General features: G+C 28.2%; 18 protein-coding genes. 5 read left to right on the plus strand and 13 right to left on the minus strand.

All coding sequences use genetic code 11. The features are described from left to right. Window positions 1–208: 208 nt before the first annotated feature. A complete protein-coding gene (gene pflB / locus FVE73_RS09020) occupies window positions 209–2440 on the minus strand; it encodes a formate C-acetyltransferase (RefSeq protein ID WP_018498974.1) in 2232 nt (743 codons plus the stop codon). A 238-nt stretch (window positions 2441–2678) separates the two neighbouring features. Next, complete coding sequence (locus FVE73_RS09025; RefSeq protein ID WP_018498975.1) at window positions 2679–4097, minus strand: ligand-binding sensor domain-containing protein; 1419 nt, start codon at window positions 4095–4097, stop codon at window positions 2679–2681. Between the two features lie 731 nt (window positions 4098–4828). Between FVE73_RS09025 and FVE73_RS09030 the strand changes: the two genes are divergently transcribed. The 3 genes from FVE73_RS09030 (at window position 4829) to FVE73_RS09040 (ending at window position 7945) form a co-directional block, all read left to right on the plus strand. After that, window positions 4829–5719, plus strand: coding sequence for an alpha/beta fold hydrolase (locus FVE73_RS09030; protein ID WP_018498976.1), 891 nt, complete (start codon window positions 4829–4831; stop codon window positions 5717–5719). 195 nt (window positions 5720–5914) lie between these two features. Next, the gene (mreB, locus tag FVE73_RS09035) at window positions 5915–6946 is read left to right on the plus strand and encodes a rod shape-determining protein (protein WP_018498977.1); all 1032 of its coding nucleotides are present in this window, start codon (window positions 5915–5917) and stop codon (window positions 6944–6946) included. 45 nt (window positions 6947–6991) lie between these two features. Further along, window positions 6992–7945, plus strand: a complete 954-nt coding sequence (locus tag FVE73_RS09040; RefSeq protein WP_018498978.1) for an ATPase — start codon at window positions 6992–6994, stop codon at window positions 7943–7945. Between the two features lie 831 nt (window positions 7946–8776). On the opposite strand, the gene FVE73_RS09045 is transcribed toward FVE73_RS09040, so the two are convergent. From FVE73_RS09045 to FVE73_RS09095, 11 genes are all read right to left on the minus strand, one after another. Then, a complete protein-coding gene (locus FVE73_RS09045) occupies window positions 8777–9643 on the minus strand; it encodes an AraC family transcriptional regulator (protein ID WP_018498979.1) in 867 nt (288 codons plus the stop codon). A 155-nt stretch (window positions 9644–9798) separates the two neighbouring features. Then, on the minus strand, window positions 9799–10647 hold the full coding sequence (locus tag FVE73_RS09050; protein ID WP_018498980.1) for a cysteine ABC transporter substrate-binding protein: 849 nt from the start codon (window positions 10645–10647) through the stop codon (window positions 9799–9801). A 46-nt stretch (window positions 10648–10693) separates the two neighbouring features. Then, a complete protein-coding gene (locus tag FVE73_RS09055; RefSeq protein WP_018498981.1) occupies window positions 10694–11524 on the minus strand; it encodes a MetQ/NlpA family ABC transporter substrate-binding protein in 831 nt (276 codons plus the stop codon). Window positions 11525–11544: 20 nt separating this feature from the next. After that, window positions 11545–12213, minus strand: a complete 669-nt coding sequence (locus FVE73_RS09060; protein WP_018498982.1) for a methionine ABC transporter permease — start codon at window positions 12211–12213, stop codon at window positions 11545–11547. Further along, window positions 12210–13226 (minus strand): methionine ABC transporter ATP-binding protein, encoded by a 1017-nt coding sequence (locus FVE73_RS09065; RefSeq protein ID WP_018498983.1) that lies wholly within the window; start codon window positions 13224–13226, stop codon window positions 12210–12212. The genes FVE73_RS09060 and FVE73_RS09065 overlap by 4 nt, the downstream gene beginning before the upstream one ends. After that, window positions 13223–14386: an amidohydrolase gene (locus FVE73_RS09070; protein ID WP_018498984.1), complete on the minus strand. Its 1164-nt coding sequence runs from the start codon at window positions 14384–14386 to the stop codon at window positions 13223–13225. Before FVE73_RS09070 ends, FVE73_RS09065 begins: the two co-directional genes overlap by 4 nt. Window positions 14387–14427: 41 nt before the next feature. Continuing rightward, window positions 14428–15210, minus strand: a complete 783-nt coding sequence (locus tag FVE73_RS09075) for an amino acid ABC transporter ATP-binding protein (RefSeq protein ID WP_146997862.1) — start codon at window positions 15208–15210, stop codon at window positions 14428–14430. Between the two features lie 27 nt (window positions 15211–15237). Further along, the gene (locus tag FVE73_RS09080) at window positions 15238–15915 is read right to left on the minus strand and encodes an amino acid ABC transporter permease (RefSeq protein ID WP_146997863.1); all 678 of its coding nucleotides are present in this window, start codon (window positions 15913–15915) and stop codon (window positions 15238–15240) included. Beyond that, window positions 15896–16555: an amino acid ABC transporter permease gene (locus tag FVE73_RS09085; protein ID WP_018498286.1), complete on the minus strand. Its 660-nt coding sequence runs from the start codon at window positions 16553–16555 to the stop codon at window positions 15896–15898. Before FVE73_RS09085 ends, FVE73_RS09080 begins: the two co-directional genes overlap by 20 nt. A 365-nt stretch (window positions 16556–16920) precedes the next feature. Next, window positions 16921–17442: an NAD(P)H-dependent oxidoreductase gene (locus FVE73_RS09090; protein ID WP_018498287.1), complete on the minus strand. Its 522-nt coding sequence runs from the start codon at window positions 17440–17442 to the stop codon at window positions 16921–16923. 36 nt (window positions 17443–17478) lie between these two features. Continuing rightward, window positions 17479–19308, minus strand: coding sequence for a DUF4153 domain-containing protein (locus tag FVE73_RS09095; protein WP_018498288.1), 1830 nt, complete (start codon window positions 19306–19308; stop codon window positions 17479–17481). Window positions 19309–19601: 293 nt separating this feature from the next. Here FVE73_RS09095 and FVE73_RS09100 point away from each other — a divergent pair, with 293 nt between their 5' ends. Both FVE73_RS09100 and FVE73_RS09105 read left to right on the plus strand, forming a co-directional pair. Beyond that, window positions 19602–20183: a helix-hairpin-helix domain-containing protein gene (locus tag FVE73_RS09100; protein WP_018498289.1), complete on the plus strand. Its 582-nt coding sequence runs from the start codon at window positions 19602–19604 to the stop codon at window positions 20181–20183. Between the two features lie 560 nt (window positions 20184–20743). Then, window positions 20744–21619 carry an alpha/beta hydrolase fold domain-containing protein gene (locus tag FVE73_RS09105; RefSeq protein WP_018498290.1) on the plus strand — a complete coding sequence of 292 codons (876 nt, stop codon included), beginning with the start codon at window positions 20744–20746 and terminating at the stop codon, window positions 21617–21619. Window positions 21620–21754: the final 135 nt, after the last annotated feature.

Below are 21754 nucleotides of genomic sequence, written 5' to 3' on the forward strand. Positions count from 1 at the left end.
CTATTCAATAACTTAAGTTTATTTTAAATCTATTGGCTATGATTGTCAACATTAAATTTCAAATCGCACAATAGAAAATAATGCCGCATAACTCATATTTTTATGAAACTATGCGACATTTTTCATATTTTAACAATTTATTGAATTTGCTTAAATTGAATTTGTTTAACAGCTAAATTTAAATTTTAAATTTTTAAACTTCCAAAAATTACATTTTGTTTGAAATTGTTCTGTTAATTACATCTAATTGTTGTTCTCTAGTCAATTTAACAAAGTTTACTGCATATCCAGAAACTCTGATTGTCAATTGTGGATAATTTTCAGGATGTTCCATTGCATCTTCTAATAAATCTCTTCCAAATACATTTACATTTAAGTGGTGTCCTGTTTGGTTGAAGTATCCGTCCATTAATCCAACTAGGTTAGTTTGTTTTTCATTTGCATTTTTACCTAATGTTTCTGGTGTAATTGCGAATGTATAAGAAATTCCATCATTTGCATCTTCAAACGGAATTTTAGCTACTGAAGCAAGTGAAGCAACAGCTCCTCTTGTATCTCGTCCATGCATAGGGTTTGCTCCTGGACCAAATGGTGCTCCAGCTCTTCTTCCATCAGGTGTATTTCCTGTTTTCTTACCGTATACAACATTTGAAGTAATAGTTAATACTGATTGTGTAGGGATTGCATCTCTATACATCTTGTGAGTTCTCAATTTGTTCATAAATCTTCTTGTAATATCTACTGCAAATTGGTCAGTTGCATCATCATTATTTCCGAATGGAACATAATCTTTTTCATTGATGTAGTCAACAGCATCTCCATCTTCATCTCTTACAACTTTAACTCTACCATATTTAATAGCCGCAAGTGAATCTGCAATAATTGAAAGTCCAGCAATTCCAAATGCTTCTGTTCTTCTGATGTTGATGTCGTGTAATGACATTTCCAATGCTTCATAAGAATATTTATCATGCATATAGTGAATGATATTTAGTGCTTTAACATAAGTTGAAGCTAACCAGTCTAACACTTTATCTAATTTTTCCCATACTTCGTCAAATTCCAAGTATTCACCTTTGATTGGCTCAAATTGTCCAACTGGTGTAACTTGAATCTTAGATTTTTCATCTTTACCACCATTAATTGCGTATAATAATGCTTTTGGCAAGTTTACTCTCGCTCCGAAGAATTGCATTTGATGTCCAATTGTCATTGGAGATACACAACATGCGATTCCGTAGTCGTTTCCAAATTGTGGTCTCATAATGTCGTCATTTTCATATTGTACTGATGAAGTATCAATTGACACTTTGGCACAGAATTTTTTCCAAGTTTCAGGTAATTTTTCACTCCATAATACTGTTAAGTTTGGTTCAGGTGAAGTTCCCATGTTGTACAATGTGTGTAAGATTCTAAATGAATTTTTTGTAACCATTGATCTTCCATCTGCTCCCATTCCTCCAATTGATTCAGTTACCCAAACTGGATCTCCTGAGAACAATGCATCGTATTCAGGTGTTCTTAAAAATCTTATGATTCTTAATTTCATAACAAAATGGTCCATTATTTCCTGAGCTTCTTTTTCAGTCAAAGTTCCTTCCTGCAAATCTCTTTCCAAGAAAATATCTAGGAATGTAGAAGTTCTACCAATACTCATTGCAGCTCCATTTTGATCTTTTGTAGCGGCTAAGTATGCAAAATACAACCATTGTACCGCTTCTCTACCATTAGTAGCTGGTCCTGAAATGTCAAATCCATAAGCTGCTGCCATTCTCTTTAATGCTTTTAGTGCTTTAATTTGTTCAAAAACTTCTTCTCTAAGTCTAATTACATCTTCAGTCATTTCAGCTGGATCCAAGTTTTTGTATTGTTCTTCCCTGTCAGCTATCAGTCTGTCAACTCCGTAAAGAGCAACTCTTCTGTAATCTCCGATAATTCTTCCACGACCATAAGCGTCTGGAAGTCCTGTAATAATTCCTGTATGTCTTGCTTTTCTTATTTGTTCAGTATAAGCTGAGAAAACTCCATCATTGTGAGTTTTTCTGTATTTAGTAAAAATTTCTTCAGTTTCTGGATCTAATTTATAACCAAAAGCTTCCAAGCTGTTTTTTACCATTCTTAATCCACCATTTGGGAAGATTGCTCTTTTTAGAGGTGCATCAGTTTGAAGTCCTACAATTTTTTCCAAATCCTTGTCGATGTATCCAGCACCATAAGCATCTATTTGAGATGGTATTTTAGTTTCAGCGTCATAAATACCCTTTTCTCTTTCTACTTTAAATTTTTCAGAAAGTTCTTTCCACAATTTAGTCGTAGCTTCGGTTGGACCTTCCAAAAAGCTGTCATCTCCTAAATATTCTGTGTAGTTTAATCTGATAAATTCTGTAACATCAATGTTGTCTTTCCAATTTCCTTCTTTAAATCCTCTCCATGCATCCATAATATTATAAACTTCCTTTCAAAAAAAATTTTTTTTACTTTGTATTTTGTTTGTAATCATTTTAATATTGTAATCTTAAGTCCACAAGTATTATACCCCATATTTTTTATAAAAGCAAATATATTATTAAATTTTTTAAAAAAATTTTTCTATAAAAAAGATCGCTCAAATACTGTAAAATAGTGAAAAAAATAACTTGTAAAATTTAAGTACTTAAGCGATTATTCTGCAATAAAATTTACTTATGAATTATTTTTCTATCTTTTTTAAATTCCAAATATTGAAACATCATTCTACGTAAATATATCATTTGTTTCAAAATATTTGTTCTGCTTTGTAAAGCTCCCTTTTCTTTTCCCAATACAAAATTAAAAATTGGAATATCTGAAAAATTTCTTATTGTATTTAAAAATTTTGAATTGGAAATTATGAGTACTTGTTCATAGCCAGTATTCTTTTTCGTAATAACCTTCTTAAAATTATTTAAATGTTCCACTTTAACCACTTCTAAAAAATTAAAAAATCTCATTACTTTATTAAATGACTTTAAAATCTGATTTTCTTCCACATCAACTAAAACTAATGTCTTTATTTTAGCAGCTTCATTCAAATGAATATACTTTTTTACTAGTTTTTTGTTTAATAAATTTTCATTTTCAAAATTTACAGATATTTCAGCAATACTGTAAACTTCCACTTTATCTTCTTTTTTTCTTCTAGTTTCCACTTTTTTTATTTTAGATGTTTCTTGACTTTTCTCAATCATCACAGCTTTATTAATTTCACTTAATATTTTTTCAGGATTTCTCTTTTTTCTGTGTAATTTTCTATAAAATAAAGTAATAAACTTATAATCCATCTTTAGTTTTTCCCTTTTACAAATTTTATCTATCATTATAAAAAATTCTTCATTTTTATCAGTTCTCTTTATACGATATTTAAATTTTATATTTGTATTTTTCATATTTAAAATAAAATATGTTAATATCGAATATTTTTCATCCATTGAAATTATGTCAGTATACTGATCAATGTATAAAAAAAGGAGTTTTTTCATATATTTAATCCCTTTTAACTCCAGAATTTCTTGTAATATTTTGAAATAAAAATTTTCCTGATATGTACTTTTTCCAATATAAATTTTTTCCATTCTTCTCATTAGTATTTCTCTTAAATAGTTTTCTCTTAACTCTTTAAGGTCATAATTTTTATTTTCAAATAATTTTTCTATATTTGCTGATTTTACATATTCTGAATGTTTTATATTATAAATTTTTAATATCTGCTTTAAATCATTTTGAATATTTTTAGTATTTTGTTCATTCCTTCTGATTTGCTTATTAAATTTATAAATATTTAGCTTTTCTTTTCCAAGTAGTAAGATAAGCGTGATAAGTTCTCGTCTGAATGACATTTTCATATTTATATCTCTATCATCCATCTTAAATAATTTTTCATGATATTTTCCAAAATAATATAAGTAATTCTTACTTTTATGTATTATTCCATTATTATTTCTAGATAAAAATTTATTTATATGTCCAATTGTATGATCTATTATTTTAAATTCGTATTTTTCTTCTAACTTTCTTCTATTGACAATTTTAAAATTCAAAATATCTTTTAATATATCACTTTCATTAAAATCCAGCCCCATTGATTATTTTCTCCTCATAATTCTTAATTAAACTCGTAAGATTAACATTTACGAATATTTCCATAATAACAATTATGAGTTTATTTTTTTAGATGATATTTTTAACTTTCTTATTTTGGGAAAATGCCCCTTAAATACTGGTTTCCAACGATTTAATTAAATTAATTTAAAATTAAAGTATATAATAATTAATTGTAAATTTATACTAATAAAGTACTATTTTTTTTAAAAAATATTATTATAAGTATTTTCAAATTTTTTGATTTTTTTTATTAAAATTTAAGAAATAACAAAATAAATATATATAACTCAATTAAAACCCTTTATTTTCAAGATCTTTTTGTCAATATAAAATTTACTATTCTAAAATTTTATTTTTTAATAAAAAGTTTCATAATTAAGCTAAACAAATCATAAATATCTTTATTTTTATTAATTTGTGTAAACAAAACAAAATTTCTCTTCTATTAATTTTTAATAATTTAAAATATGAAACAATACAAAATTGCTTAAACCTAGTTTTATTTTAAAAGTGCTTATATAAAAGAAAAAAATTTGTAATTGCAAAAAAAATAATATTGTATTATAATAAATATATACATTACATAAGACTACTTTAAAACTAAACTCTAGGATTATAACTGTTCTACTTATTTAATAAAATGTAGACTTCTACAAGCGGGAATAATTTACGTTAATAAATAGAATAATGTTTTTTAGGAAGGGAAATAATGAAAAAACAGTATTTTGAAAGTTTTGATGGAAAAAAGGTTCCTTATTTATTTTTTGAATCAAAAAGATATAAATATAAAAATAATATTGTAATATTTCACGGAATGACCGAATCTATTGACAGATATGCTGAATTTGGGGAATTTTTGGCTTCAAATGGATATAATGTGTTTGTTATGGAAATTCGTGGTCATGGGGAATTAAAAGATAGTGAAATTGGAGATTTTGGAAAAGGGGGAATAAAATCTGTCTTTAAAGATATTGATTCCTTTTTTAAAAAAGTTTTGAGCAAAGTTGGAGCAACTCCAAACAATACTACAATTTTTGGGCATAGTATGGGTTCTTTGATTGGAACAGAATGGGGAATTAGAAATAAATATAAATATTTTATTTTATCAGGTTTTCCATTGAAAAGTCAGTTAATAGCTATAGGTGGAAAATTTGCCACTTTTTTAGAAAAAGTGATTTTTAGAAAAGTTTCTGTATTTAATAAAATTTCAGAAAAGTGGAACGCAAATTTTGAGCCAAATAAAACAAAATTTGACTGGCTTACAAGAGATGAAATTGAAAATAAAAAATATGAAAATAATGAGCTTTGTGGTTATTCTGTCACACCAAAGTTTTATTCTGGAATTTTTTCTACAATAGGATTTATCAATAGAAACTATAAAAAATTAGATGAACATGTGAGAATATTATCTGTTTATGGAACAGATGACAAAGTAATAGACATTCCATATATTAATCAAATTTTTAATACATTAAGAAAGAAAAAAAGAAGAATAAACATTCTTGAAAACAAGAATGGACGACATGAATCCCTTAATGAAACAAATAAATATGAAATTTATGATGAAATCTTGAAATGGTTAAATGCAAAGGACTTTTAAGCTTTCACTTTATTAAATTAAATTATGTGTTTTTTTTTATAAAACTAAAAATAAAATCAAATTAAGCAAAAAATATAGTAAAAATGTAAAAAAATAAATATTTATAGCAAAAATTTTTAAAAATTTTCAAAAAATAATAAATTTTTATTGAAAAATATGATATAATTAAGAAAGTTAATTTTAATAGGAGGAAAAATGGGTGTATTTGATTTTGTAAAAATATTTAGAGTAAATAAAAGTATTTCGATAGATTTAGGAACTGCAAATATATTGATTTACGATAAGCAAAGAAAAAAAATAGTATTAAACGAGCCATCTGTTGTTGCACGTGATAGAAAAACAGGAAGATTAATTGCAGTTGGAAAAGAAGCTAGAGAAATGCTTGGGAAGACTCCTGAAAGTATTCAAGCTATTAAACCTTTGCAAGATGGAGTTATCGCAGATATTGACTCAACAAAGGAAATGATTACATACTTTATTCACAAAATTTATGGAAATTCGCTGTTCAAGCCTGAAGTAATGATTTGTGTGCCAATTGAAGTAACAAGTGTTGAAAGAAAAGCATTGTTTGATGCAGTAAAGGGCGCTAAAAAGACATACATTATTGAAGAAGGAAGAGCCGCTATTATTGGTTCCGGAGTGGATATTTCACAACCTGAAGGAAGCATGGTAATTGATATAGGTGGAGGTTCTACTGATATTGCAATTCTTTCGCTAGATGAAATTATCGCAAGTAAATCAATTAGAATTGCTGGAAACAGATTTGATGAAGATATTGTAAGATATGTAAAAAGAAAATATAATTTATTAATTGGAGATAGAACTGCTGAAAAAATAAAAAAAGAATTAGGTTCAGCATTAAAAGTTCAATCGCCTGAAGTTATGGAAATAAAAGGTAGAGATTTGGAAACTGGAATTCCTAATACTGTGGAAGTCAATGCAAATGAAATTTACGAAGCAATCGAAGATTCTCTATTCCAAATTGTAAACTCTACAAAAGAAGTTCTTGAAAAATGTCCGCCTGAATTGGCAGCAGATATTTTGGATAACGGAATTGTAATGACTGGTGGAGGTTCTCTAATCAGAAACTTTATTGACATGATGGAAAAAGAAGTTGGAATCAAAGTATTCTTGTCTCCAAATCCATTGGATTCAGTAGTTTTAGGTGGAGGAGCCGCATTTGACAACAAGAAACTGTTAAGAACTCTTCAAATGAAGGAAAATTAATATTTGTTGTTAATTTTAAAAAAGAAAAAAAGAAAATGAGAAAAAATGAAATTACAGAAAATAACTGAAAAATTTAAAAATGAGGCAAATCAGGATAAAGTGAGCGCAAGTTATCTCTTTTACGGTGATAAGAGAGTTGACTTGCTTTCTTATGCACTAATGTTTTCAAAAATGATTATGACAAAAAATATCCAAACTGATGCTGAAAAAGAAAAAATAGAACGGCTTATCGACATTTCTCAGCATCCTGACATTGAAATAATAAATAAAAATAATGAAAACATAAAAATTGATGAAGTACGGGAAATCATCTATTCATCAATAGAATCCTCATTTAATTCACCAAAAAAAATATTTATTCTGTGCGGAATTGAAAATTTGAGAAACGAATCTTCAAATGCACTTTTAAAAATTTTGGAAGAACCTCCAAAAAACGTATATTTTATACTTTTATCGCGAACATTAAATATAATTTCTACAATAAAATCCCGTACAATCAAATTTCATTTATCTGGAATGAACAACGATGAACTGGGAGTCAGCAAGGAAATCTACTATTTTTTTGACGGAAATGAGAACGATATTTTAGAATTTAAAAGGCAAAATCTCTCTCTTGATGGTATTCAGTTTCAAGTTAATACTGTGGAAGATATTTTACAAATTATTTTTGAGATGAAAAATTACACAGCTGGAGAACTAGCTATAAAAAATAATCTGGATTTGACGATAAAATATAATAAAAGTGTGGAATTACTGGCACGGCGAATACGTTTTTGGGATATTGAAAATGTATATTTTTTTGTAAATGAAATTGAGAATGAATTAAAAAAGGAAAAAGAATTTTTGATAAATTTTCTTTCAAAAATCATTATAAATGTAAAGTATTCTGTGAATTCAGAAGATTTAAAAAAACTGATAAATTTGAAAAATAGCATTAGGAACAATGTAAATGTGAAAAGTGTAATTTTTAACTTTTTTGATATTTTACAAAGTTCTTAAATTAAGAGAATAAAATTAAAAATAAAATGGGAAATAAACTGTACATTCAAAAAATCTCCCATTTTTTTATAACATTTAAATAGTAAAAATCAGATAATATTAACCTCCATTTAAATAACTAATTTATTACAAACTTAAAATCTAATATTTTCAAATAATTAAAATATAATTTTTGTTTTTTAAATGGAAAATAATATAATTTGGATTACTCTGTCTAATAATTGTTTATTCAATTTTATTTATATTTAGTTTTTTTAACGTAAGGGCATCTCAAATACCATGCCCTTACAACCCCGCTTCTCAAATTTCAATTTTACATCAAAAGACAAAACTCGCTTTTAGCAAAAGTAATTTTAATTTCATAAGGTTATTATCAATTCAAATATAATAGAAAAGCTCAAACAAGTTGTCTTTTACTGAAAAATTAAAATCTCAGAAATTTATAATAAATATTTTTTCTTTAATAGGATAAATTTTTTAGCTTTAAAAACCGACGGAGCTTTTATTTGTTCAACTACGACTGTTTGACGACTATAAGGAGAAGTTTCGAAGTTGGGCAAATAAAAGTCGTAGTCTAACCATAGGTATTGCGTAGCAATCTTGCCGTAATTTTAATTATCAGAATAAACCTTTACTGCAAGATAAGGATTTGCGGCAATGAGCAATCCTGCAAACATAATAAAAATATTAAAAACTATTATTAAACAAAATAATATAATATTAAATCCTGTTAAAAAATAGAAACTGTTAAGGACAAGAAATTTTAATTCCTTGATAAACATATTTAATTCAAAATTTATTAAATATGCGCTATTTAAATGGGAAATAGTATTAATTTCTATCTTTTACTATCGGAACCCAAAGTTCCATTTCATAGTTAGGACTATACATATATCCTTCGCTATAAACTTCAAAATCAGGTGTCCCAGCGTGTCTATAACTTTGTTCTGGGAAAAATGTCCCTGTTACATATTTCCAGCCTTTGTGAATGCAATTTGGAACAATTCCTTTCAATTTTACTACAGCATATTCAGCTTCAGGAACTTCAAGAATACTTAATCCTAAATCTTTTGCCTTGTCAATATTTTGAACATCATATCCAGCCATATAGCTTACCGTATACTTACTTTCAGGATTTTCTTTTTCATTTTTTTCGATTTCGTAGCATGCTCCATAACTTTGTCCATTTCCTAAGCTTTCCAATTTTTCTTCAGATACTTTTTTAAAAAGTTTGTCCCAGACATTAGGAAAATCACCGCCTTCTTCAACTCTTTCTGCTACGCCTGCAATTTTAAAAGCCGATTTTTTTATAATTTTGATGTCCATGTTTTTTCCTCCTTCAACACTTAAAGATAATCTTATAGGAGAAAAAATTTGAAATGCACTTCCTTTTCTGACTTCCTTTGGTGTATGTCCATGAAATTTTTTGAATGCTAAAGAGAATGAATCTTGAGATTCATAGCCATATTTAAAGGCTATTTCTATTATCTTTTCGTCAGTTTCACGTAAATCTATCGCAGCACAGCTTAACTTTCTAAAGCGAATATACTCACTTAACGGGTAACCCACCATAATTGAAAACATTCTGCTAAACAGCGGATATGAATATCCAGAAAGCAATGCAATCTTTCTCTCATTAATTCTGTCAGTCAGGGTCTCTTCGATATATTTCATCGTTTCATTAAATGCCTTAATCATATATTTTTCCTCCTTACAACAAAATTATATATGATTTTTCGACTTTTTTCCCAATAATTCCTGTACAAATTTTATAGATTTTAAAATTCAAACAACTCTCTTACCTTCTCTATTTATAATAATTATTATTTATTCCAAATTTTATCAAATTTATGTTATTTATTTTCGATAATTACTGTTTTAGGATCAACTTTATTTCCATAAACAGGCTCAAGAGTTGCTTTATACGCTTTTTCAAAGAATCCTTCCTTAGTAAGAGCATCTATTTCAGTATTTAGCCAGTCTAACAGTTCCTTGTTCCCTTTTTTTACAGCTGGAGCAATGTAGTCCTGTTCCCCTAGCTGTTTAATATCTACAACAAATCCTGGATTTTCTGTTGCCCACGCGAATACAAGAGTATTGTCATGTGCAAGTGCTGCTCCCCTTTTATCTAACAATGCGTTAAATGTTTCTGTGTTTTGATCATACTTCAATAATTCTATATCTGGATAATTCTTAGTAAAATAAATTTCTGCTGTTGTTCCTTTGTTAACTATTAATTTTTTACCTTTCAGCTCTTTAACATCTTTTATTGGAGCACCTTCTGGTGAAACAATTCCTAGCGACACTTTCATATAAGGTTTTGCAAAATCAACTTTTTGTTTTCTCTCGTCTGTTACTGTAAAGTTTGCCAAAGTAATGTCAACTTTATTTGATAACAAATACTCCACTCTATTTGCAGCTTCCATTGTAACAAACTCTATTTTGTTTTCATCACCTAACAAATCTTTTGCCAGTCTTTTTGCCAAATAAATATCGTACCCTTGATTTTTTCCATTTTCATCAACAAACCCAAATGGCGGCTTATCTCCAAATACTCCTATTCTTATTTTTCCTGCTTTTTTTATTGCCTCAATTGACCCTGGTTCAGCGCTTCCCTTTCCACCTTTTCCACAGCTTATTGTAAATACTCCTAAAACTAAGATTGCAATAATTTTTACAAGCCTTTCAAAATTCTTTTTCATAATTACCTCCAAGTTTATTTAATATTTTGTTATTTCTTAACATTTTTTATTTGTTATTTGGTATAAACCATAATCCCTTATTATTTTGTTCCATATATTTTTTAAATTCATCTGAGTGGTAAGCTTCTACGATAGCTTTTGCCCAATTGCTATTCTCATTTCCTTTTTTTACAACAACTTGTAATAGTAAGTGATTTAATATATCTTCCTGTAGCAATACTGTAGACGGGTTAATTCCTGCACTATAAACAATACTTCCAGGAATAACTGCATAATCAAAATCGTCTAATGAACGTGGAATATTTGCCGAATCCATTTCTACAATTTCTAACTTATGCGTATTTTCCTTAATATCCTTTTGAGTAGCTTTTGCAACATTAATATTCTCATTCAATTTTATCCATCCTGCTTTTTGTAACAAATTATATCCTCTTGCAGCATTTGATGCATCACTTGGAATTGCAATTTTTGCACCATCTTTCAATTCATTAAGACTTTTATGCTTACTCGAAAATATTCCTGCCGGAACTGTTGGAATTGGACTTAATGCAACCAGATTTCCTTTTTGTGAATCATTAAAATTATTCATATACGCTGTGTGCTGTTCAACGTTCACATCAATATCTCCTTCATTTAACGCAGTATCATTTTGCAATAAATCAGAAAATTCTACAACTTCAAATTTATATCCCTTTTTTTCCAAAATAGGAATAATTGCCTTTTCAAATAATACTGTATAAGGACCGCTTGCCTTACCGTATTTTATAACTTTTTTATCTCCTGAATTAGTTTTATTCCCTTCAGTTTTTTTTCCACATCCTATTATTAGGAAAAATACTGATAATAACGTAATTATAACTAATGACTTTCTTTTCATGTTCTTACCTCCAATTTTTTTTAATTATTTTCTCTTAATTTTCCTGCAATATAATTACCAAATGACTGTATTGCCTGAACAATTATAATCAGAATAATAACTGTTACTAGCATCAAGGTGTTATTAAATCTCTGATAACCGTAAGTCAGTGCTAAATCTCCAACTCCGCCACCTCCGATTGTCCCAGCCATAGCTGTTGCACCAAGAAGACCTATCGTTCCAGTTGTAAATGCTAATATTAAAGAAGCTTTTGCTTCTGGTAATAAGAAATATACTATTATTTGCCATATATTTGCTCCCATGGCTTTTGCAGCTTCCAAAATTCCTGGTTTAACTTCCAGCAAGGAACTTTCTATTAGTCTTGCTAAATAAGGCGCTATATAAAATACCAAAGGAACAATGGCTGCATTTGTACCGATTCTTGTTCCAACAATAACTTTAGTTAAAGGTGCTATAAATACAAGCAAAATTATAAATGGAACTGAACGTACTAAATTTACTGTCGTATTTATCAATAAATATACAATTTTATTTTCTCTCAAACCGTCTTTTTTAGTTAGAACCAGTATAAGCCCTAACGGAATTCCTATTACAGCTCCAAAAAATAATGACCATCCTACCATATAAATCGTTTGCCCCGCCGAAATCATTAATTTATCAGAACTTATTTTTAGCCAGTTTTCAATCATATTATCTCCATCCTTTCAACCTTTACCCCACTTTTTACAATAAATTCTTCAACTTTTCCAATAAGCTCCAGATTTCCACCTAATTGGATAACTAACACTCCTAGTATAGTATCTCCTAGCTCATTTATTGAAGCTGACAATATTTTAGTAGTAATATCAAAATTTTTATTTATTTCAGAGATTAATGACTGTCCCGAATTTTCTCCTAAAAATGTCAATCTTACTATTGGAAGCGTTAAATCTAGCTCTTTCAACAAAGAAACTGGAATATCATTGTTAATAACTGAACTAATAAAGTCTTTTGTAATCCTTTCTTTTGGATTAGTAAAAATTTCAATTATATTTCCTTGTTCCTTAATTTCTCCATCCTGCATTACTGCCACTTTATTACATATTTCCTTGACTACTTCCATTTCATGAGTAATAAGCAGTATAGTTATTCCAAATTCCTGATTTATTTTTTTTAACAGCTCCAAGATAGATTTTGTTGTTTTTGGGTCTAATGCACTTGTAGCTTCGTCGCATAGTAATATTTTGGGGTGTGTTGCTAAGGCTCTTGCAATTCCTATTCTCTGCTTCTGTCCTCCAGAAAGTTTTGACACAGAAACGTTTTTTTTATCCTTTAATCCAACAAAATCAAGCAGTTCATCTATTCTTTCATTTATTTCACTTTTTGGTGTCTTCGATATTACAAGTGGTATTTTTAAATTTTGATAAACTGTCTGAGTTTCCAGCAAATTAAACTGCTGAAAAACCATGCCTATATTTTTTCTTAATTCATTTAATTCCCCTTCAGACAATCCAATAATTTCTTTCCCTTCCAGTTTTACACTCCCACTATCAGGCTTTTCAAGCAAGTTTACTAAACGAAGCAAAGTAGATTTGCCTGCTCCCGAATATCCAACTATCCCAAAAATATCTCCTTTTTCTACCTTCAAAGATACATCTTTTAAAGCATGAACTTTCACTTTCTTATTTTTAAATACTTTTTTTACATTTGATATTTCAATCATTTTTTATTTTCGCCACCTTTCCTTATTTCATTTGTGACTTTTATTAATAAATCTGATAAAAATTCAGATGTTAATGACAGAGCTTTTGGATTAATTTTAAATTTGGGATGGTGATTAGGGTAAGATTCATCTGTTCCTATATGAATAAATACCCCTTTTATTTTTTCTTGATAAAATGCAAAGTCTTCTCCACCCAATGTATCACTTGAAGGCTCTACAGCCAACTTTCTATCCAATGCAACCTTTTTTGCAAATTCGCTCCATTTTTTATCATTATTTGCAGCAGGAGGCCCAGTTATCCATTCTATTTCAGGATTAACTTGATAAGTACTTGAAATATATTTAGTCATATCAATTACTCTTTCCTTGATAAATTTTCTCTGCTCTTTATCTAATGTCCTTACTGTCCCTTCAATAAATGCTTTTTCAGGAATTACATTCCAAGTATTTCCAGCTGAAAAATGCGTTATACTTACCAGTCCAACTGAAAATGGATCTATATTTCTGCTCACTATTGTCTGTAATGAATTTACAAGAGCGCTCCCAGCTACAATAGGGTCTTTTCCCAGTTCAGGATGTGCGGCATGTGTGCCAAAACCTTTTAATTCAATTTTGAATCTATCAACAGCAGCAGATACACTTCCTTCACGAATACCTACTGTTCCTACAGGAAAATTTATAGTACAATGTATTCCAAAAATCAACTCAACATCATCAAGTACACCACTTTCCATTATTTGCAATGCACCTGCAAACACTTCTTCTGCAGGCTGAAAAACTAACTTAACAGTTCCTTTTATTTTATCAGCATTATCTCTTAATAGTAATGTGGTACCGATAATTGATGTTAAATGATAATCATGTCCGCATGCATGCATTTTCCCATCAACTTCTGATTTATAACTTAAATTTGTTTCTTCGTAAACAGGCAATGCATCAATATCTCCTCTAATCGCAACAACTGGTCCAGATTCCTGTCCTCTAATAACAGCAACTACTCCTGTTTTCAATGGTACATCCAATATTTCGATATTTTCTCTTTTCAAAATTTCCTTGATACGCCTAGTTGTTTCATATTCTTCCAAGGATAACTCAGGATGTTGATGAAACCATTTAAACTCCTTTTCAAGTATTTCCTGTAAATTTTCTATTGTTTTCATTTAACTCATCTCCTTTCATTGCTGACATAAAAAATGAAAATTTATATCAACAAAGCTGATTCCACATTATCTTTCTTTTCAAAATTAAATATATTTAAAAATTTCTTAGCTCTTTCAGTTTTTGGATTTCTAAAAAATTCCAGCGGATAATTTGTTTCAACGATTTCTCCAGAATCCATAAATACTATTCTATCCGCAACTGCTTTAGCAAATTCCATTTCATGAGTAACGATTATCATTGTCATTCCTTCCTTTGCCAATTCCAGCATTACATCCAGCACTTCCCTTACCATCTCAGGATCAAGCGCCGCTGTAACTTCATCAAATAGCATTATTTCTGGATTCATACATAGTGATCTTATAATTGCTATTCTTTGTTTTTGTCCTCCTGACAGTTCTCTTGGATATGAGTTCTTTTTATCCAGAAGCCCTACTCTTTCGAGCAATTTTTCTGCTTGCTCCGTAACTTCCTTTTTATCCCTTTTCTGTACTTTAAGCGGTCCTAACAGAAGATTTTGCATAACTGTCATATGGTCAAATAATTCGTAACTTTGAAATACCATTCCTATTCTCTGGCGTATTAAATGCCATTTTGTCTTATCTTTATTAATAACATTTCCTTGTAATTTTATTTCTCCAGACTGAATTTCTTCAAGTCCGTTTATACATCTTAAAAGTGTACTTTTCCCACATCCAGAAGGCCCTAATATTACTACAACCTCACTTTTATTTACTGAAAGTGAAACTCCTTTTAGTGCGGGTATGCCTTTTTTATATTCTTTTTTTATATCAGAAAGTTCCAATAAAACTTCCGAATCTGCCATTTTGCTTACCTCCGTTTCTTGTATTTTTTAAACAGCCCATTTTTTCTCCATTTTTTTTGATAATAACGTAATTGGATAACAAATTATGAAATATAGAAAAAATATGAACAGATACACCCAGAATGGTGCCATTGGATTTTTCCTGCTTGAAAACTCTATAATTTGCCGTCCTATTTTTAGAACTTCTGCAACTTCTATAAAAATCGCAAGTGAAGTCGTCTTAATCATTCTTGTTATAAGATTTACCGCTGCTGGTGCAATTCTTCTTACTGCCTGCGGAAGCAGCACATATCTATAAACCTGACTTGTATCAAGCCCCAAAGCCTTTGCACTTTCCCCTTGAATTTTTGGAAGAGAAATAATTGCTCCCCTCACAATATCCATCATTTCAGCCGTTCCCCATATCACAAACACTATTATTGTCGTAGTTTCTGAATCAATATGTAAATCAAAGCCTTTTGCAACTCCAAAATAAATTATGAACAGCCACACAAGCAAGGGAATGATTCTCATACTTTCCAGATAAAACTTCAATATTCCATAAATAATCTTATTTTTTGAAGTCATAACTATTCCTAAAATTAATCCAAACAATATTGAAAACACTATGGAAACAAGAGCAATTTGTCCTGTTACAACAAGTCCACCCATAAGCCTTTGCAAATTAACTCCTTTAAAAATAACATCAATTCCCGACAGTTGCATATCTTATTCTCCTTTCAATTACTGTTAAAACAAACGAAACTGGTAAAATAATAATCAAATATGCCGCAACAAGCATAAACAGACTTTCATTCGTTTTATAATAAAGCCCTATCAAATCCCGAGTCAGGTACATCAGTTCCATTAAAGCCAAAATCCCTATTACTGAAGTTTCTTTCAAAAGAAATATTATATTTGCCGCTATCGCTGGAAACGAAACCGTAAATGCCTGTGGCAATATTACGTTAGTTATAAGCTGTGATTCTGTAAGCCCAATGCTTAGTCCAGATTCTCGCTGTCCTTTTGTAACCGACTCCAATCCGCTCCGAAATGCCTCGCACATGTAACTTCCGCCTAGGAAAGATAATCCCATCACGGCACAGATATGCGAATTAAACGTAATTCCAATTTTTGGAAGCCCAAAATACAGAAAGAATAACTGTATTACAAGCGGCGTATTTCTCGAAAGTTCAATATAAATTCCCACAATCTGTCTAGCAGCTGGAACTCTATAATAAAGAACCAATGCACAAACTATTCCAATCAATATTGAAAATACAATTCCAAAAATCCCTATAATCACAGTCAATCTCATTGCTTCTAAATATTTAGGAATATTTTCTATTATAAAATTAAAGTCCATTTTTGTATTTCCTTTCTAAAAATTTTATTTAATATTTTATTCTTTTATTTTTTATATTTGTATATAAAAATATTATACTATAAAAAAATTAATTTGTAAAGAATTATTTTTGTATATACACATGATTTTGAAATATGAAAAGTGTGATTTTTTAACTTTTTTGAAATTTTTAAAAAAAATAAATAGAAAATGGGAAATAAATTAATATATCTCCCATCTTTTTATTCAAATATTTTTATTTGTTTAATTCTTCTAAATAAATTTTTCAAAAAGAATTTTATAATACTTATCTAAACCTGTATTCAAAGACATTATCCCCTTTTAAAATTACTGAATATACTACAAAAAATATGAATTTAATTTTCTTATAAACTCAAAATATGTCTTGTATAATTTTTAGCATTTTCTGAAAGTTCTTCATCACTTATATTTTCAGTATCAAACAAAAGATAGCGAGAAGTCAAATTTGCCTTGATATATTCAACAGTTGCTTCGAAAGGTGCTAGAATTTCATCCATCGAAAATTTTACAGAGCCAGTTTTTGAATAGTCATTTTCAAATCCTCCAATAGAAATTGCAACTCCTATATTTTTACCATTCAACTTATATTCATTTCCATAGGCCCAGTTATAAGAAAGCACGTCATCAAGCCATTTTTTCAATAAAGGAGTGTATGTGTACCAATAAAGCGGAAATTGAATAATTATATTATCATGGGATAATAACAATTCGTGCTCTCTTTCAATGTCAATATCCCAATCTGTATAATTTTTGTAAAGTTCATTTACTGTAATTTTGTCAGGATATTTTTCCAATTCTTCTTTCCATTTTTTGTTAATTCTCGAATTTTCCATATCTGGATGCGCTAAAATAACTAAAGTTTTCATAATTGATTTTTTCCTTTCATTTTTATTTTAGAAATTTTATTTTTTTTCAGAAAACATAAAATCAAATTCTTCATAATATAAATCTTTTGTTTTTCCATCTACTATCTGTTCATCAATTCTTTTTAAGGAAATTTTATAATTAATTTTTTCTGCTGTCCCAATATATTCTAAATCTTTTTGAGAAACTTCGTATCCTTCATCTTTCTTATCCTGTAATTTTAAAGTTTTTAATTTGGATACGATTTGCTTAATTGCATCTTCATAATTTATTTTGGCAAGTTCCATTCCATCTTTACTTTTTATTGTAATTATTTTATTTCTAATTGTAATTTTATATTTTTCAGATTCATTTTCTTGATCTATTGGTTCTATATTATCAATCTTTCTGTAAGATATAAAGTTGTCATAACCTGTTGTATCAGATATAACTTCAGCATTTTCAATATTTTTTATTTTATATGTAATAACTTTCTGCTTTTCAGGAATTTCTCCATCTTCACTTTCATACGCATAATAATCCTTCCAAGATTCCTTCACATCCAGTCCTTTTTCCAAATCTCCAAGAGTTGAATAAACCTCTCCTTTTTCATTTTTGAAATTTAATTTCGCAATAGTGCTGTTGTTAGATATATATTGAATTGTTGTATGAATCTGACTTCCCTGTCTGTTAGTCAATTTTTGTGTAATTTTAGAAATTTTTCCATCTTTTAAAGCCCCATATTTTATAAGCATTCTTTTCAATCTTTGACTTTGGCTAAAATTACTAACATTTTTGGCACTAAGTGGAGTGTAAACCGAAATTATAAAACAGATAATTAAGCTTATGAAAACTCCTGTAACATTCATGTTTCTAATATATAAAATCATGCAGAAAAGCAGCCAAAATATTGAAATTAGTACGTAATACCGATTTTCTGTAATTCCGTATTGATATGTTCTTTGAAAAACTGCAAATAGTGAAGCAAAAATTAAAGGTATCGAAAAGTATGGAAAATATTTTTTAAAGTTCTCAAAAAATTTATCTTTCTGTGTAAATGGCGTTATTAAAATCATCATGAAGACACTAAATGCTGTATACCAAAGAACGAGATGAGAAATTAGTCCTTTTGGCAAATGCATTGATATAATAACCTTTGTCATATAAATATATAAAACACCTGTGTAAATAATAATTAATGGAATAATTACAAATTTAATCAATAAATTGAAAATAAATGGAAATTCATAATTTTCAAGATTATCATTAGGCTTTTTCAATAAAGATAAAAACAATGATGCTCCAAATACTTCAGTTATAAACCAGAAAGAATACGTAGTCAGTCTAAAAAATAAACTGTCACCAGAATAAAAAAACAGATAATTCACTGTTGCCAGTATTATTTCAATACCAATCCAGAGAACTGCCGCAAAAATGCCAGTTATAACAAAATTTGAAAATACTGACTGCAAATACTTTTCTCTACTCTCCTTTTTTCTCAAAATAGGAATTAATAAAAACAGAACTATTGAAATTGGAATCAATGTAAAATAATAGATGTTGTAATAATCATTAGTCCGTAAATACTCTACATAAAAAATAACTGATACAACAAATGTTAAAACTGAATAAGCACCTCTAACTAGCCATCTATTTTTTTTATAAAAATATTTTTCATAAAGCATTTCAAACATTGCCGTAATAAAAATGCTTCCAAACAAAAGAAGATTAACTTCAACAAATTCATCAGACTGAAAACTTCTAACCTCAGCTATGTATATACCTGTAATAAAATGCATAAAAGCTAGTATAATCGTTACTGGAAATCGCTCAAATCCACTTTTAAAATGCAAAAGCAGTTTTTTTACATTTTCTTTAATTTTTTTCATAAAAATCACCTCTTATCATATTTCAATTTCTTTCCCAAAATTAAATAAATAGAGAAAATTATTTATTTCACAATAATAATAACATATTTTCATTAAAAAAAATGAGAAAATTATTTTAATTGCTTGTTTCCACCTCTAAAAATTTTATTTAATGATAAAATTTAAATTTTAATTTTTTTATCTTTTAAATAACAAATCAATATGATATAATTTATCATAAAATACAAGTTTCATTATTTAAGTGGCAGATTTTGAAAAAATCATTAAATAATATAATCAAAAGGGGGATTATTATGAAAATAAAATATGTCATTATTTTTGTAATGCTGTTAATTGTGGGGAATTTTTTAAGACTTTTAATTGAGGATAAAAATACTCCTGAAATTGAAATTAGTAGGGAAAAAAATTATAAAAAAGATAAGGTCAAGAAAGATACTGATTTGACAAAAAGTAATGTAAAATTTGATATTAACAGTATTGAGTATAAAGATTTACTAAAGCTGGGGATTAATAAGAATAAGGCTGAAAAATTTGTGAAATATCGGGATGAAGTTGGGATTATTAAAGATATTAATGAAGTAAAGAATGTTTCTGGATTTGGAAAGTCAGGGCTGGAAATTGCTCAGAAATTTTTGTTTGTGGATGATGAAAAGATACAAAATCCTAGACAGAATTATGGACGTGAAATAACGAAATATAATATTAATAAATTAAATGAAAAGGAATTAAAAAAAATAGGATTTGCAAATAAAGAAATAAAAAAATTGCTTCCTGAAACTGAAAAAAATAATATAAAATCAAATGTAGATTTGGAAAAGATTATTGGGAAAGAACGTTATTTGGAAATTGAAGATAAAATAAAATTTATAGAATAAATATACTTAAATTAGTTAATATTATTAATTAATTTAAAGAAGTGTTGCTCAAATAGGTAAAAAAATTAAATAACATTTTATTTATTTTATAACAAGGCTTAATTCCTTGTTAAATCGAAGCTACTGTTTGAATAAAACTTATGTTCAGTAAAAAAATTCTATAATTATTTTTTTATTAAATTTGTCACTTAAATAATTTTATTTGTATTATTTCATTGAATAGTTATAAATTTTAAATTGTATATTTAATACTGGTATCCATTTAAAAAATAAAAATTAAGTAATAATAGTTTACAATAAGCAAAAGAAGCAAAACTTCTGTTAAAAAGTAGTAAAAAACATGAAAATTAAAATAAAAAAAACTGTATTTACAGAATTTTGCAGATTTTTATAATGATTAATAAATCTAATATTTTAACAAAAAATAATACGAAAATTATATGGATTTAAAATTACAATAAAACAAATATTGTAAAATAATAAATTGGTTTCGTTACTAAACAAAAATATTAATAAAAAAGAAAGGAATTTGATTATTTTTTTAAAATAAAATAAAAAAAATGAGTTTATTATCAGATATTGCAGTACCAATTGCAAAATTGGTAAATATGAAAAAATATAGGGAAAAGGATTTTTTAAATCCAAGAAGAGATACAGATTTTTTGAATAAAAACAATTTTGACAAGTCACTTACTACTGATGAACAGTTTATTGATGGATATCAAATCTTAACAGTTTATTCAGAAAAAAGCTGTAACAAACATATTATTTTCCTGCACGGCGGGGCTTATGTCATGCGTGCTGTCCGAGGGCATAAAAATATTATTGAAAAATTGGTGAAAAAGTATTATTTGAAAGTTACCTTTATTGATTATCCACTTGCTCCTGAAAATACTGTGGAAAAAGCACATAAAGTTGTAATGGAAGCCTACAAGGAAATAACAAAAAAATATCAAAGCGATAAATTTTATTTGTTTGGAGATTCTTCTGGAGGAGGGCTGGCACTTGCATTTTTACAGAGGTTAAAGACAGAAAAGCAGTTGCCTTTTCCTGAAAAAACTGTATTAATGTCGCCTTGGGCTGATGTTTCAATGACAAATGACGAAATAGAGGAATTTGCAGAAAAGGATCCGCTTTTACCGTTAAATGGGCTGATTGTAACTGGGAAGCAGTTTGCTGGAAGGCTGGATGTGAAAGATCCGATGATTTCACCAATTTACGGAAATATGGACAATCTTGGAGAAATTTTTTTGATTTTTGGAACAAATGAAATTTTGTATCCAGATTGCTTAAAATTGAGTGATATGCTGGAAATTGCAATTGGGACAAGTGTGGAAATAAAAATTGGGGAAAATTTATGTCACGACTGGATTTTAGCACCTCTTAAAGAAACCGAAGAAACTATTGATGAAATTGGAAAATTTTTTCTAAAATAGTCAAGGCTATTTATATAAATTTTCTATATTTATAGGATTTTATGATAAAAATAGAAAATATTTTACTTAAACATCCTGTCAAATTAAGATTCGTTATTTAAACAGAAAGCAATAGACTTATTCGGAAACTGTATA

Source organism: Leptotrichia wadei (genome assembly GCF_007990545.2).
Classification (GTDB): domain Bacteria; phylum Fusobacteriota; class Fusobacteriia; order Fusobacteriales; family Leptotrichiaceae; genus Leptotrichia; species Leptotrichia wadei.

Coding starts and splice junctions, on each gene's coding strand:
- pflB (WP_018498974.1), bottom strand. CDS start 2,440: ATGGATGCATGGAGAGGATTTAAAGAAGGAAATTGGAAAGACAACATT.
- FVE73_RS09025 (WP_018498975.1), bottom strand. CDS start 4,097: ATGGGGCTGGATTTTAATGAAAGTGATATATTAAAAGATATTTTGAAT.
- FVE73_RS09030 (WP_018498976.1), top strand. CDS start 4,829: ATGAAAAAACAGTATTTTGAAAGTTTTGATGGAAAAAAGGTTCCTTAT.
- mreB (WP_018498977.1), top strand. CDS start 5,915: ATGGGTGTATTTGATTTTGTAAAAATATTTAGAGTAAATAAAAGTATT.
- FVE73_RS09040 (WP_018498978.1), top strand. CDS start 6,992: ATGAAATTACAGAAAATAACTGAAAAATTTAAAAATGAGGCAAATCAG.
- FVE73_RS09045 (WP_018498979.1), bottom strand. CDS start 9,643: ATGATTAAGGCATTTAATGAAACGATGAAATATATCGAAGAGACCCTG.
- FVE73_RS09050 (WP_018498980.1), bottom strand. CDS start 10,647: ATGAAAAAGAATTTTGAAAGGCTTGTAAAAATTATTGCAATCTTAGTT.
- FVE73_RS09055 (WP_018498981.1), bottom strand. CDS start 11,524: ATGAAAAGAAAGTCATTAGTTATAATTACGTTATTATCAGTATTTTTC.
- FVE73_RS09060 (WP_018498982.1), bottom strand. CDS start 12,213: ATGATTGAAAACTGGCTAAAAATAAGTTCTGATAAATTAATGATTTCG.
- FVE73_RS09065 (WP_018498983.1), bottom strand. CDS start 13,226: ATGATTGAAATATCAAATGTAAAAAAAGTATTTAAAAATAAGAAAGTG.
- FVE73_RS09070 (WP_018498984.1), bottom strand. CDS start 14,386: ATGAAAACAATAGAAAATTTACAGGAAATACTTGAAAAGGAGTTTAAA.
- FVE73_RS09075 (WP_146997862.1), bottom strand. CDS start 15,210: ATGGCAGATTCGGAAGTTTTATTGGAACTTTCTGATATAAAAAAAGAA.
- FVE73_RS09080 (WP_146997863.1), bottom strand. CDS start 15,915: ATGCAACTGTCGGGAATTGATGTTATTTTTAAAGGAGTTAATTTGCAA.
- FVE73_RS09085 (WP_018498286.1), bottom strand. CDS start 16,555: ATGGACTTTAATTTTATAATAGAAAATATTCCTAAATATTTAGAAGCA.
- FVE73_RS09090 (WP_018498287.1), bottom strand. CDS start 17,442: ATGAAAACTTTAGTTATTTTAGCGCATCCAGATATGGAAAATTCGAGA.
- FVE73_RS09095 (WP_018498288.1), bottom strand. CDS start 19,308: ATGAAAAAAATTAAAGAAAATGTAAAAAAACTGCTTTTGCATTTTAAA.
- FVE73_RS09100 (WP_018498289.1), top strand. CDS start 19,602: ATGAAAATAAAATATGTCATTATTTTTGTAATGCTGTTAATTGTGGGG.
- FVE73_RS09105 (WP_018498290.1), top strand. CDS start 20,744: ATGAGTTTATTATCAGATATTGCAGTACCAATTGCAAAATTGGTAAAT.